This is a genomic window from Thermodesulfobacterium thermophilum DSM 1276, from assembly GCF_000421605.1.
In the GTDB taxonomy this organism is placed as follows: Bacteria; Desulfobacterota; Thermodesulfobacteria; order Thermodesulfobacteriales; family Thermodesulfobacteriaceae; genus Thermodesulfobacterium; species Thermodesulfobacterium thermophilum.
Genome location: NZ_ATXI01000011.1, coordinates 17,374 through 30,266, shown reverse-complemented (window position 1 = coordinate 30,266; position 12,893 = coordinate 17,374). Strand labels below are relative to the sequence as shown.

Here is a 12,893-nt window from a genome sequence, read left to right as displayed (position 1 = left end):
TCTTAGCCCCCTTTAAAAATTTTTTTTATACCTTGTTTTATCTTTTCTATGATACCTTCTCCTTCCTCTTTAAGCCCTGGCCTTTCTCCATACTTGTATGCATAAAGCAACATACCTACCGCGGTAGAAAACTGAGGATGATAGACCTCTTCAGTGAGACCATAAAGTCTTACAGGATAGCCTACACGAGCAGGCAAGTCAAACATCTGGTCTGCTAAATAGACCAAACCAGGTATAAGGGAAGAACCTCCAGTAATTACCATTCCACTTCCTATCTTAGACTTAAAATCAAAACCTTTAAACTGACTTAAAACCTCTTTTCGAAGCTCATTTTCTATCAACTCAAAAAGCTCTTTAACCCTGGGTTCTAAAATCTCAGCCAAAAACTTTTTACTTACTTTCCTTGGGGGACGATTACCTATACCTGTTACCTCTAAAATTTCCTCTTCCTCCACAAGCTCCCTTAAACAAACCCCTTTTTCTATCTTAAGCCTTTCTGCTTCTTTTCTCGAAGTTCTCAGCCCAACCGCTAAGTCGTTGGTTAAATGTTCCCCTCCTACCTGAATAGAAAAAACTCCTCTTAAAACGTTATCCCAGTAGATAACTACATCTGTAGTCCCACCGCCAAAGTCTAAAAGCACTACTCCTAATTCCTTTTCTTCAGGGGTCAAAACTGCTTCGGCTGAAGCAAGGCCCTGGAAAATAACCCCGTCTACCTCTAAATTGAGATTTTCGAAACATCTAAGCAGATTTTGCAAAGAAGAACGGTTGCAAACTATAAGTTTTACATGAGCCTCTAACCTAACCCCTGTCATCCCAACAGGCTGGAGAATCCCCCCTTGCTGGTCTAAAATATACTCCTGAGGGATAACATGCAAAATCTCTGTTTCAGGGGGGAGATTTAAATTCTGAGCTGACCTAAGGACCTCCTCTACATCCTCTTCTGTAACACACTTTTGTCTTAAAGCTACCACACCCATCCCAGAAATAGTTCTGATATGAGGCCCAGCTATACTCACATAAATACTTCCTATGCCTATTTTGGCCTGAGATAAAGCCTTTTCGATAGCATTTTTGATACTCTGTGTTGCTTCATCGATGTTTAAAACCATGCCTTTTTTTAACCCTTGAGAAGGAGCTATACCAATTCCAGTAACCCAAAGTTCTCCTTCTCTCTCTTCTCCTATTAAAACACATACTTTGGTAGTCCCTACATCTACTACCAAAATTCCTGTCTCTTTACCCATCTTAATCACTCCCTAAATTTGATTAAGGCTTGCCCTAAAGGATAGTCTAACCGAATCAATTCTACTTTTTCTGTCTGTCCGTTTTCATAAAGATAGGCCATTATCTTGTCGAGGTTCTTATAAAAATAAACCCAATCTTTTTCAGAAACCAAAGGAAAATAAATCTTAATATGATTTTTGGTTACCATAACTATTTTGTTATCATCTAATACAATTTTAGCAATGTTTTCATAAACAGGCAAATAGTTTTTGTTGTTTTTTAACCAAAAAAGAAATTCAAAAAATTTATCTTTCGATACCTCGCTTTTTAACTCTAAAACAGGGTAAAAGAAATAATCTTCTGGTAAAATGCCTTCCATAATCACGCCTTTTTTATCTATTAAAAACCCTTTATTATCTTTTACTATGATAGCCAAAGGTTCTCTTTCCTTGATCACCAATTCTAAAGTGCCAGGTAAATGCCTAACAATCGTTACCTCTTCTATGTTCTTGTTAGTTAGTATCTGGTTTCTTAAATCTTTTAGTGAGATAGCAAAAAAACGCTCTCCTCCTTTAAGACCTGTAAGTTTAATTATTTCATCTTTACTTACCCTTTTGGTAGGGCTAACTTTAATCTCTTTTAAAACAAAAAGATCTGTAAAATAAAGTAAATAAAACACCAGCCCTACCAAAACTAAAAAACTTATACCCCCCCAGAAAACAGGTCTTTTTAGCAAACTAAAAAATTTCTCCATCTTTTATTCCCAAAAACTTTACCTCAGGTTCTAACTTTACCCTAAATTTTTCCCACACATTTGTTTTAGCCAACTTCATCAATTCTAACACCTCTTTAGCCTTGGCTCTACCCAGATTTACGATAAAATTAGCATGTTTCTTAGATATCTCTGCTCCTCCTACCTTATAACCTTTCAAACCACAGGCCTCTATCAACTGACCGGCATAGTAACAAGGAGGATTTTTAAACACCGACCCAAAGGTACTTTTAGAAATCGGTTGGGTAAGTCTCCGTTTGTTTAAAACCTCTAAAACTTTTCTTTTTACCACCTCTTTTTCACTTTTTTCAAGCTTAAGCTCTGCTTCTAAAATAACCCCCTCTTTTTTAAACCTTCTATAACTCCAGTCCTCCTCACTAACTTCACAATAGACTAAATCTCCCCTATGGTAAAGTAGGACTTTTTTTACTACCTGAGAAATACTTCTTCCAAAGGCCCCTGCGTTCATCCTAACTGTCCCACCTATGGTTGCAGGAACCCCTGCTAAAAACTCCATACCAGAAAAACCCTTTTTAAGACATAAACTTATAAGCTTATTAACCCCTGTCCCAGCTTTGACCTTCAAAACTACTTCGTCTTTTTCCTCATTTAAAAACTCAATCCCTTTTAATCTTTTTAGGCTAATCACCACCCCTTTAAAACCTTCGTCTGCAACCAAAAGATTGCTTCCTCCACCCAAAATATAAAAAGGTGTCCCTGTATTTTCCAAAAACTCTAGTAGTTTTACTAAAACCTCCTTTTCTTTGGGAAAAACCAAAAGATCGCAAGGTCCACCTATCTTTATGGTAGTATAGGAAGCCAACGGCTCGTTTTCTAAATAGAAAATTTTGTTTTCTTCTAAAAATTCTCTAATTTCTTGCCTCATCTTTTTCTAAGAGTAATTTGTGGATTTTATAAACGTTCCCTGCTCCCATAGTAATAACAACCTGGTTTTCATCTAATATATCTTCAAGAAGCTCTTTTATGTTATCTAAGTTTTCTACAAAAAAGGTAGGTTTTCCTCCTCTAAGATTTTTTAGGTTTTCAAAAAGGATATAACCTGAAATCCCAGGTATAGGTTTTTCACTTGCAGGATAAATCTCAGTCAAAACCAAAATATCAGGTTCTTTTAAGGTTAACAAAAACTTATCCCATAAGAACTTAGTCCTGGTATAACGGTGGGGTTGAAAAATAAGCACAAGCTTTTTATCTTTATAAACCTTTCTTAAAGCTTCAAGAGAAGCTTTGATTTCAGTAGGATGATGTGCATAGTCATCTATCAGGACTGCTCCTTTCCAAAAACCTTTAAACTCAAGCCTTCTGCCTGCCCCTTTAAACTCTTGTAAAATTTCTATCACCTGTTTAATCGGAAGACCAAGCTCTAAAGCTACCCCTATAGCAGCTAACGCATTACACACATTATGTTTACCAGGGATAGAAAGTCTCATCTGTCCTAAAAACTTTTCCTGAAACACAACCTTTACTAAAGGATAACCTTCGTCCTCTTCTATAACCTCTGCCCTCAACTGATTTCCTGACGAAAAACCATATAGTAAAAAAGGTCCTGCAATCTCTTTAAGAACTTCTTTAACCCCTGGATCGTCTCCACAGAGTATAACCCTTCCCTCAGGAGAACATTTTTTTATAAAATTGATAAAGGCCTTTTTGATAGCGTTGAAGTCTGCATAAAAATCCAAATGTTCTACGTCGATGTTGGTGATTACCTCTATGTAAGGGTTATAACATAAAAAGGAACCGTCACTCTCATCAGCTTCAGCCACCAAATAATCTCCCTTACCTAAAACAGAATGGGTTTTGATGTTAGATATGATCCCTCCCACTATGACCGTAGGGCTTTTATCCAGTTTAAGCAACATTTCTGCTATCATAGAGGTAGTCGTAGTTTTACCATGAGAACCTGCTACCACAATACTTTTTGGATAAAGGTTCATCACCTCTGCCAACATCTGGGCCCGAGGAATAACCCAAATTCCCATTTCTTTAGCCTTAGAAAGCTCTGGATTGTCCTGAGAAATCGCCGAGGAATAAACCACTATATCTACCTTTTTAAGGTGGTCTTCATGGTGTTGGTAATAAACTTTTATCCCTTGTTTCTCTAACATTTCGGTATATTTACTTTTGTTAAGGTCGCAACCACTGACCTTATGTCCCAAAGAGTGCAAAACCATAGCTAAGCTGCTCATTCCTACGCCGCCTATCCCTATAAAATGTATCCTTTTAGGCCCATCTTTATGACCAAAAACCTTAAACATTAGCCAACCTCTCAAGCTCCTCGATGATGATCTTTTCTGAAGAAGGGACAAAAAAACTTTTCATAGCTTCAGCCATCTCCTGTAGTTTTTTCCTATCGTTAAGCAAATTCTTCAAAACCTGTAAAACTTTATCTGGGGTCGCCTCTTTTTGGTCTACAACCACCGCCCCTCCTTTTTCAGCCACCCTCAAGGCATTCTTCTTTTGATGGTCTCGGGTAGCATAAGGGAAAGGAATAAAAACAGCTGGCAATCCCACGGCAAAAAGCTCAGCCAAGGTGGTAGCCCCAGCCCTTCCTAAAAACAGGTCTGCCTGAGAATATGCCCAACCCATATCCTCTATAAACGGAAAAACCCTAACCCTTTCTTGCCAATCCTTAGGTATTGTTTTATCGTAAGCATTTTTAACCTTTTCGTATTCCTCCATCCCTGTTTGATGAAAAACGAATAAATCTTTAAACTGGATCAGCAGTTTAGGCATAATTTCTAAGGCTAACTCGTTAATAAACCTTGCCCCTAAACTACCTCCTAAAATCAACAACCCTAAACCTGTATGTTCCTTAGGCCTTTTTGTCAAGATAGACTTTCTGACAGGATTTCCTGAAAAAACTACCTTTCCCTTAGGGAAAGACTTTTCGCTACCTGGGATACTTATAAAAACCCTGTCTACCAGGTAAGAAAGTATTTTATTAGCCAATCCAGGTTCTACGTTTTGCTCATGAAGGGCAGTAACCTTGTTTTTTATTTTTCCTGCGATCACCACAGGGAAAGAAATATACCCACCGGTAGCAAAAATAATATCTGGATTAAGATGGTTTATTAACCGGTAAGACTGAAATATCCCTTTTACCATCTTTAACCCAGCCCTAAACTTATCTAACACCGACCTTCCTAAAAACCCTTCTACGTCAAGTTCATAAACTTTAAAAGGTCTGTCTTTGAGGATGGTCTTTTCTATCTTTCTTTTGCCAGAAACAAAACAAATCTCTTTACCCAACCTCTGCAATTCTTCTGCAACCGCTATCCCTGGGAAAAGATGTCCTCCTGTTCCTCCGGCTACAATCAACCACCTCAATGGTATACCTCGTTTATTTCATGGTCTTTAAGAAAAAGAGGAGCATATTTAAAAACCAGGTCCCTAAAAACCTCGCCTCTTTCTTCATAGTTTTTAAACTGATCAAAACTTGAACAAGCAGGAGACAATAGCACACAATCTCCAGGTTCAGCTAATTTTAAAGCAATGGCTACAGCCTGCGCTAAGTTTTCGACAAGATAGGTTTCCACTACCTGGCCTAACTCTTCAGCTATCACATACCTTGCCTCTCCCATCAACACCAAAGCCTTAACCTTTTCTTTAATATAAGTAATTAGAGGACTATAAGAGGCCCCTTTGTGTCTTCCTCCCATGATAAGGATAAATCTCCCCTCAAGCCCTTTTAAAGCCTGCAAAGTGGCATCTACGTTGGTGGCCTTAGAATCGTTGATAAAAATCACCCCTCCCAAGGAGGTTACATACTCTATCCTGTGAGGGAACCCCTTAAACTCCGTTATCAGTCTTTCAACACTTGAGGGAGATGCCCCCATAAGACGTGCCCCCAAGCTTGCCACTATATAGTTTAACTTATTATGTAAACCCAATAACTTAAAACCCTTAAAAGAATATACCTCTTCTTTATCCCCTATCCTTAATACAAATTGGTTTTCATCTTTCAAATAGGCTTGAGCTGTCTTTTCTTCTTTTTCAGAAAAAAAGCAGATCTTACCCTTCACCAAGTCCTGAAAATGAGAAAACCAAGGTTCGTTTAAAGGAAGGATGCTATAGTCTTGAGAGGTTTGATTTTCAAAAAGCCTATACTTGTAATAGGCATACTCTTTTTCTGATTCATATCTCTCTAAGTGGTCGGGGGTAATGTTAAGTAAAATTCCTACCTTGGGTTTAAACGTTTCTACGGTTTCCAACTGAAAGCTGGATACCTCAAGTACGATTTTGTCTACCTCGGTTTCACGATAAACCAGTTCTGAAAGGGGGATACCATAATTTCCGCCGGTAAACACCTTATATCCTGAAAGTTTTAAAAGGTCAGAAACCATAGCGGTAGTAGTAGTTTTCCCGTTGGTACCGGTAATAGCTATAACTTGCTCTTTATTTCTTAAAAACTGCCAGGCAAGTTCAAGCTCACCTAACACCGGGATATCTTTTTTCAAACATTCCTGATAGACCTCTCTTGGAACCCCTGGACTTACGACTACTAAATCGGATTTCAAAAAATCTTCTATTTCATGACCTCCAAACTTAAACTCCACCCCTTGGGTTTCAAATTTAGAAATCAAAGAGGGGTCAAATTTTTCTCTGGGGTTGGTCTCAGAAACCAAAACCTTAGCCCCTTTTTTGAGTAAAAGTTTAGTAGCAGCCTGTCCACTTTTTCCAAAACCGATAACTACTACCTTTTTTCCTGAGATTTCCATTATCTTTCACCTACCTAATTTTTAAAGTACTTAAAGCTATAAGCCCAAAAATCAACGAGATAATCCAAAACCTTACCACTACTTTATTCTCTGGCCAACCTAAAAGTTCAAAATGATGATGTAACGGTGCCATCTTAAAAATCCTTTTTCCATGGGTAAGCTTAAAATAAGCCACTTGCAACATCACAGAAAGCGCCTCCATCACAAAAAGAGCTCCAGCTATCACCAACAAAAATTCCTGTTTTACTAAAATAGCGATAGACCCCAACCCTGCCCCTAACCCTAAAGAACCTACGTCTCCCATAAAAATCTCTGCTGGATAGGAATTATACCACAAAAACCCCAATCCCGCTCCTATAAAGATGGCACAAACGATAGCTAATTCACTGGCATAAGGTATGTAAGGTAATAAAAGATAGGTAGCAAACTTTATGTTACCTACAACATAACTTAACACGCTGTAAACTCCAGCCACTACTATAAAAGGTACTATGGCTAAACCATCAAGTCCATCTGTAAGGTTCATTGCGTTAGAACTCCCAAGAATCACCAACATGCTAAACAGAAGATAACCAATTCCTAAATCTATAATCAGGTTTTTGAAAAACGGAAAAACCAACTGCGATGAAAAACCAAGCCCTTTAAACGCTATAAAATAAAACAGGCCTACCAACACAATCTGAAAAAGGATCTTTTCTCTGGCTCTAAGCCCTAAATTTTTCTTTCTTTTTATTTTTAAGTAATCGTCTAAAAACCCTATCAAACCAAACCCTATAGTAACCAAGAGCACTAACCATACAAAAGGATTAGAAAGCTTACACCAGAGAATACAACACACCAGTATAGCAAAAAGCACCACAGTCCCCCCCATCGTAGGGGTTCCTGTCTTTTTTTTATGATGAGAAGGACCTTCCTCCCTTACTATTTGCCCAAACTGTTTGAGTTTCATAAACCGAATAAAGGGTGGCATCAAAAAATAAACTAAGAAAAACGAGGTTATCGCACCACAGATCATCCTAAACGTAATATACTTAAACACATTAAACAACGAAAAATAATCGGTTAAAGAGTACAAAAATTGATAAAGCATTACTCAAGTTCCTCCAAAAGTCTTTCTACCACCCTCTCAAGCCTCAAACCCCTTGAGCCCTTTACTAAAATAGCTGTGTTTCCAAAGAATAGGTCTTTAATCCTCAAAAATCTAAGAGCTTCTAAAAATTCCTCTGTGGTTGCAAAGACTTCCCAAGGCTTTGGAGAAAAGGTAGCTGCATAAAACTTAGCATTTTCCCCTATAAAATAGGCTTGATCAGCTACCTGTTTAGCCAAATCTCCTACCTCTTCATGATATCGCTTGCTCTCAGGCCCTAATTCTAACATGTCTCCTAAGATAACTATCTTTTGAGGATAATCTGAGAAGCTTCGTAACCACTCTAAAGAGGCTTTCATAGATCCAGGGTTGGCGTTATAAGTATCGTCTATTATCAAAAACCTTCCTTTTTTATAACACTTAGCCCTTTGATAAAGGGGCACTTCCTTTTCTATCTTTTCTGCGATAGAATCTAAATCTAAATTAAGGCTTAAACCCACAGCTATCGCTGCAAGTAGATTTAAAACATTATGTTTCCCTATTTGAGGTAAGATTAATGACTTTTTATGGGTTTTAAAAGCTATCTCTACCTTAAGCTTGTCTTTATCTAACTCCAAGTTTTTAGCCCTTAAATCAGCTCCTTCCTCAAAACCAAAGGAAATTTTTTCCTGTTTAAAAACTTTTACCTTTTCTCTTAGAGGTTCTTGGTCATAGAAATAAACCAACTTTCCGTTAAGGTCTGTATTTTTAAAAATAGATAATTTTTCTTCTAAAATCCCTTCTAAAGACCCCAGGCCTTCTAAATGGGCAGGATACACGCAGGTAATCACTGAAACCTGAGGAAAAACTATCTCTGACAAGCGAGCGATCTCACCAGGAGCATTTGTCCCAAGCTCTAAAACACCTACCTCAGTGCCTTCTTTCATAGAAAGGATAGAAAGAGGAACTCCTATCAGGTTATTATAATTGGCTAAGTTTTTGAATGTCTGGAAAAATCGAGATAAGATTTCAAAGGTAAGTTCTTTGGTGGTAGTTTTACCACAGGAACCGGTGATAGCTACTACCACGCAGTTCAGTTTTTTTCTCCAAAATTTTGCAAAATCCCCTAAAGCACTTAGTGTATCCTTTACTAAAATAACAGATATGGTTTTAGGTAAGTCTTCTAACCTAAAACCTGAAGAAAATCGAGAAATAACCAATCCCTTTGCCCCTTTTTCTATAGCCTCTTTCCAAAAATCATGTCCGTCAAAGTTCATCCCTTTTAAAGCCCAAAAGAGATAACCTGGCTTAATAATTCTCGTGTCAGTAGAAAGGCCCCTAAAACTTGAGCCCATGTCTCCGTTTAGCAACATCCCAGAAGTAGCTCTTATGATATCTTCGGTAAAAAACACGTTTTCTACGTTCATATCTTTAACCTCTTAGCCTCTTTATAGTTTCCAAAATCTCTTCCTGGTCAGAAAAGGGATACCTTTTTCCCTGAATCTCCTGATAGGTTTCATGCCCCTTTCCTGCGATTAACAATACATCTCCTTCTTCTAAAAGTTTTATCGCAAACTCGATAGCTTCTCTTCTGTCTGGAATCACTTCACAGGGTTTTATACCTTTTAGCCCCTTCTTTATATCGTTGATGATAGCCTCGGGCTCTTCAAAACGGGGGTTGTCTGAGGTAATAATTACATAGTCTGCAATAGTTTCTGCTATCTCACCCATAAGAGGTCTTTTACCAGCATCTCGGTTCCCTCCACAACCAAAAACCACGACAAGCCTGTTTTTCTTTAGAGGTAATAAACTTTTCAAGGCATACTCCAGAGCTGAAGGAGTATGGGCATAGTCTACAAACACCTTAGCCCCGTTAAACTCAGCTACCAGCTCTAACCTTCCTACCGGATTTCTAAGCTCCCTAAGCCTTAAAGCTATCTCTTCCTTGGGATAGCCTAAAGCTGTCAAAATCCCTACTGTCGTAGCCAGATTTTTTGCCTGGTATTCTCCAAAAAGTGTGGTTTTAACCCTATATACCTCACCAGTCTCTAAAAATTTTAACTCTACCTCAAGCCCATCTTCCATCCCTAAAATCTCTACCCTTAAACCACCATTATTTACAATAAAGATCCGGTCTTCAGGTAAAAAGGTTTTTAACTCCTGATAAAGTCTTTTCCCATACTCTGTCTCAAAAGATAAAACTACCTTGCCTTCTGGAGTTAAATAATCGGTAAAAAGTAACTTTTTAGCCTGAAAATAGGCTTCCATGGTTTTATGGTAATCCAAGTGATCTCTTGAAAGGTTGGTAAAACCTGCTATTTCAAAGGAAAGTCCTTCTACTCTTTTTTGGTCTAAAGCATGAGAAGAAACCTCCATCACACAGGCTTTAAATCCCTTATCTACCATTTCTTTCATCAACCAACCAAGTTTTATGATAGAAGGCGTGGTCTCAGTAGCAGGAATTCTTCTTTCTATTTCGTAAAAAATAGTTCCTATATACCCGGTTTTTACCCCAAGGCTTTGCAACAACGTTTTTGTAAAGTAGCATACCGAAGTTTTTCCGTTGGTTCCGGTAACCCCTATAAGGGTTAGTTTCTTTTCAGGGTGGTCAAAAAAATTCAAAGCCATCTGAGAAAGGGCTTTTTTAACATCCCTTACCTGGATTTGATAAACCCCTGAGGGAATTTTTTGGGGCTCTATAGGGGTCTCCCTAACGATAACCTTAGCACCTCTGTTAATAGCCTCAGGTATAAAGTCTTCGCCCTTAAGATTAGTCCCTTTCCTTGCTATAAACACGTAGCCCTCAGATATCTCTTTAGAGTTGTCAGCAATTCCATATGCCTGAATGGTTAACCACCCCTCATCCTCAGGATAAACCTTTAGTATTTCTACGTCCTGAATAATGTCCTTCAGAGTTTTCATAACAACCCTGCAAATAAGTCGTCAAACCGTTCTGAACAAAGACTAATCTTTATGTCCTCGGAAGAATTGTTCTTCTCTTTTAAAACTACAATTAACATTTTATTATCCTTAAAATAAACCCTTACCACCGATTTGTCCAATAAAAACATCATCTTGTCTTTGGAGAAATTTTCCAACTCTGGATTGCAAACCTTTTCGTTTTTTTTCACAAAATCAATAGAAATATTCTGACCACAAAGACTGGCCAAAAAGTATTCCCCTAAACCCCAGAGAGTTGTCTTTTGATTTTTATGAAATATCCCAAAAACTGATGAAGGGTAGGCTTCTTCAAACAACGGAGTTTCTTTTTCATCCACGTAAGCTAAAACCTCTCCTGTAAAAAGGTCTATTTCTGCTAAACCTAGTTTATAATTTTTTTCTAACTGTTTTTTTAGATTCAGAAACTTTTTTTCCTTTTTAAGGTCCAAAGATAACACCAGCGGCTCTCCTTTCTGGAGATAAGCATCAAACCTCTTTTCTAAACCTGAAACCCCATAACCATTAAACGTTTCTCCTATCAGAAAATCTATCTCTGGAACCAGTATCTTTCTTCTAAAAGATTTTTCTATAAGAACTCTTGACTCCTTTGAGAGCCTCTCTACTTCATCTAACGTCAAATCCTCAGAAAGAAGGATAATCCCCTTTTTTGGAAGGTTTAAGGTAGAAGGAAGGTAAGCCTTTACAACCTCAGGGATAGACTCAGCCATCCAGTTGTTGTTTTTAATAACATAGTAGGCCTTATAGTTTTCTAAAGTAATGACTAAGGGTTCGTAGTTTCTATCAAAAATATATCCTCGTTTTACCTCAGGAAGAGAAGATTTGCCGGTAACCTTTTCGACAGAAAAATTGAGCACCAACACCAGAAAAAACAGAAATATGCCCAAAAAACACCATAAACTGTAATGCTGTTTTTTACTCATCTTAGAAAAATATAATCCCCATTTTGAGGTGGTCTTAACCCAAGTTTTTTAGCCTTTTCTAACACTATTTCTCGACTGGTTAAGCTATAAAACTGATTTTTTAATTCTTTATTTTTGCTAAGAAGCTGGTGTTTTTCTACCTTTAGCTTAATCCAAACATAGGTTTTATAGGCTGTAGCTACCGACATTACAAAGAGCAATACCGTGGTTAGGATAAGAGCGGTATTAAAAGTCAGCTGTTTTATCCATTCTTTAAAACAAAACTTGGCCACGTTTTTCTTTTGAGAACTCGAAACCTGGTTAACCCTACGGTCTAAATGAGGCTTATAAACCAAGGTTTTATTGGCTATCATATTTTCTCCCCCACCCTTAGTTTGGCACTACGGGCCCTTGGATTTCTTCTTATCTCTTCTAAAGTAGGAACAACCGGCTTTTTTAACACAGGCCTTATCCTTGGGTCAACCTTAAAAAAATTTTTTACCAGCCTATCCTCTAAAGAATGAAAAGAAATTATCGCTATCCTTCCTCCTGTTTTTAAAACCTCGGGCACCTCCTTTAACACCTTTTCTAAATTCTTAAGTTCTTCGTTAACCTCTATTCGTAAGCTTTGAAAGATCACAGCAAGAAGGCTCTTTCTGCTACTTTTATAAAACTCCTTAACAGCCTCTACCAAATCTTTAGTGGTTTTAAAGGGTTTTCTTTTTCTTCTTTCGCAGATAAACTGAGCAAATTTAAGGGCACTTGGGACCTCACCTGTTAAAAAAACCTGAGAAAGCCTTTTTATATCATAGGTATTCAAGATTTTTTCTGCGGTAAGCTCTCTTTCCAAACTCATCCTCATGTCTAAAGGCCCATCTTTTTGAAAAGAAAAACCCCGTCCGCTATGTTCTAACAGAAAAGAAGAAATACCTAGGTCTAATAAAATCCCATCTGCCAACACACCTTCTTTCTGTAAAACTTCTTTTATATAAATAAAATTTAAGTTAAAAAGTCTTGCTCTATCTCCATACTTACTTAACCTTTGCTTAGCGAGCTCAAAAGAAGGTTCATTCCATTCAAAACCGTATAAAACACCTGTAGGAGAAGACCTTTCAAGAATAGCTTCACTATGCCCTCCCATCCCTACGGTGCCGTCTACATAGATCTTATCTGGAACCACTTCAAGCAAATCTATAACCTCCTCTAAAAGCACAGGCTCATGGAAAGAAATA

The 12,893-nt window shown here is 37.8% G+C and carries 12 protein-coding genes; all 12 read right to left on the bottom strand.

Annotation, left to right across the window (positions count from 1 at the left end; translation table 11 throughout):
* Positions 1 to 2: 2 nt before the first annotated feature.
* The 12 genes from ftsA to rsmH are packed head-to-tail and all read right to left on the bottom strand — an operon-like array spanning position 3 to position 12,892.
* On the bottom strand, positions 3 to 1,247 hold the full coding sequence (ftsA, locus tag H529_RS0106390) for a cell division protein FtsA (protein WP_022855697.1): 1,245 nt from the start codon (positions 1,245 to 1,247) through the stop codon (positions 3 to 5).
* A 5-nt stretch (positions 1,248 to 1,252) separates the two neighbouring features.
* Complete coding sequence (locus tag H529_RS0106385; protein WP_022855696.1) at positions 1,253 to 1,981, bottom strand: cell division protein FtsQ/DivIB; 729 nt, start codon at positions 1,979 to 1,981, stop codon at positions 1,253 to 1,255.
* A complete protein-coding gene (gene murB / locus H529_RS0106380) occupies positions 1,965 to 2,885 on the bottom strand; it encodes a UDP-N-acetylmuramate dehydrogenase (RefSeq protein WP_022855695.1) in 921 nt (306 codons plus the stop codon). The genes H529_RS0106385 and murB overlap by 17 nt, the downstream gene beginning before the upstream one ends.
* Positions 2,869 to 4,272 (bottom strand): UDP-N-acetylmuramate--L-alanine ligase, encoded by a 1,404-nt coding sequence (gene murC, locus H529_RS0106375; RefSeq protein ID WP_022855694.1) that lies wholly within the window; start codon positions 4,270 to 4,272, stop codon positions 2,869 to 2,871. The genes murB and murC overlap by 17 nt, the downstream gene beginning before the upstream one ends.
* Positions 4,265 to 5,344: an undecaprenyldiphospho-muramoylpentapeptide beta-N-acetylglucosaminyltransferase gene (murG, locus tag H529_RS10410; RefSeq protein WP_022855693.1), complete on the bottom strand. Its 1,080-nt coding sequence runs from the start codon at positions 5,342 to 5,344 to the stop codon at positions 4,265 to 4,267. The genes murC and murG overlap by 8 nt, the downstream gene beginning before the upstream one ends.
* Positions 5,341 to 6,735: a UDP-N-acetylmuramoyl-L-alanine--D-glutamate ligase gene (gene murD / locus H529_RS0106365; protein ID WP_022855692.1), complete on the bottom strand. Its 1,395-nt coding sequence runs from the start codon at positions 6,733 to 6,735 to the stop codon at positions 5,341 to 5,343. Before murD ends, murG begins: the two co-directional genes overlap by 4 nt.
* A 10-nt stretch (positions 6,736 to 6,745) precedes the next feature.
* Entirely contained in the window at positions 6,746 to 7,825 is a 1,080-nt protein-coding gene (gene mraY, locus H529_RS0106360; protein WP_022855691.1) for a phospho-N-acetylmuramoyl-pentapeptide-transferase, read from the bottom strand.
* Entirely contained in the window at positions 7,825 to 9,228 is a 1,404-nt protein-coding gene (locus tag H529_RS0106355) for a UDP-N-acetylmuramoyl-tripeptide--D-alanyl-D-alanine ligase (protein WP_022855690.1), read from the bottom strand. The genes mraY and H529_RS0106355 overlap by 1 nt, the downstream gene beginning before the upstream one ends.
* A gap of 4 nt (positions 9,229 to 9,232) precedes the next feature.
* On the bottom strand, positions 9,233 to 10,723 hold the full coding sequence (locus H529_RS0106350) for a UDP-N-acetylmuramoyl-L-alanyl-D-glutamate--2,6-diaminopimelate ligase (RefSeq protein ID WP_022855689.1): 1,491 nt from the start codon (positions 10,721 to 10,723) through the stop codon (positions 9,233 to 9,235).
* Positions 10,720 to 11,682 (bottom strand): penicillin-binding protein 2, encoded by a 963-nt coding sequence (locus H529_RS0106345; RefSeq protein WP_022855688.1) that lies wholly within the window; start codon positions 11,680 to 11,682, stop codon positions 10,720 to 10,722. Before H529_RS0106345 ends, H529_RS0106350 begins: the two co-directional genes overlap by 4 nt.
* A complete protein-coding gene (locus tag H529_RS0106340) occupies positions 11,679 to 12,035 on the bottom strand; it encodes a hypothetical protein (RefSeq protein ID WP_022855687.1) in 357 nt (118 codons plus the stop codon). Before H529_RS0106340 ends, H529_RS0106345 begins: the two co-directional genes overlap by 4 nt.
* Positions 12,032 to 12,892, bottom strand: coding sequence for a 16S rRNA (cytosine(1402)-N(4))-methyltransferase RsmH (rsmH, locus tag H529_RS0106335; RefSeq protein ID WP_028843096.1), 861 nt, complete (start codon positions 12,890 to 12,892; stop codon positions 12,032 to 12,034). Before rsmH ends, H529_RS0106340 begins: the two co-directional genes overlap by 4 nt.
* Position 12,893: the final 1 nt, after the last annotated feature.

What these genes read in the sequence shown, in the direction of transcription:
- murB (WP_022855695.1), bottom strand. Translation starts at nt 2,885, where the DNA reads ATGAGGCAAGAAATTAGAGAATTTTTAGAAGAAAACAAAATTTTCTAT.
- murD (WP_022855692.1), bottom strand. Translation starts at nt 6,735, where the DNA reads ATGGAAATCTCAGGAAAAAAGGTAGTAGTTATCGGTTTTGGAAAAAGT.
- H529_RS0106385 (WP_022855696.1), bottom strand. Translation starts at nt 1,981, where the DNA reads ATGGAGAAATTTTTTAGTTTGCTAAAAAGACCTGTTTTCTGGGGGGGT.
- murC (WP_022855694.1), bottom strand. Translation starts at nt 4,272, where the DNA reads ATGTTTAAGGTTTTTGGTCATAAAGATGGGCCTAAAAGGATACATTTT.
- H529_RS0106355 (WP_022855690.1), bottom strand. Translation starts at nt 9,228, where the DNA reads ATGAACGTAGAAAACGTGTTTTTTACCGAAGATATCATAAGAGCTACT.
- H529_RS0106350 (WP_022855689.1), bottom strand. Translation starts at nt 10,723, where the DNA reads ATGAAAACTCTGAAGGACATTATTCAGGACGTAGAAATACTAAAGGTT.
- mraY (WP_022855691.1), bottom strand. Translation starts at nt 7,825, where the DNA reads ATGCTTTATCAATTTTTGTACTCTTTAACCGATTATTTTTCGTTGTTT.
- H529_RS0106345 (WP_022855688.1), bottom strand. Translation starts at nt 11,682, where the DNA reads ATGAGTAAAAAACAGCATTACAGTTTATGGTGTTTTTTGGGCATATTT.
- H529_RS0106340 (WP_022855687.1), bottom strand. Translation starts at nt 12,035, where the DNA reads ATGATAGCCAATAAAACCTTGGTTTATAAGCCTCATTTAGACCGTAGG.
- ftsA (WP_022855697.1), bottom strand. Translation starts at nt 1,247, where the DNA reads ATGGGTAAAGAGACAGGAATTTTGGTAGTAGATGTAGGGACTACCAAA.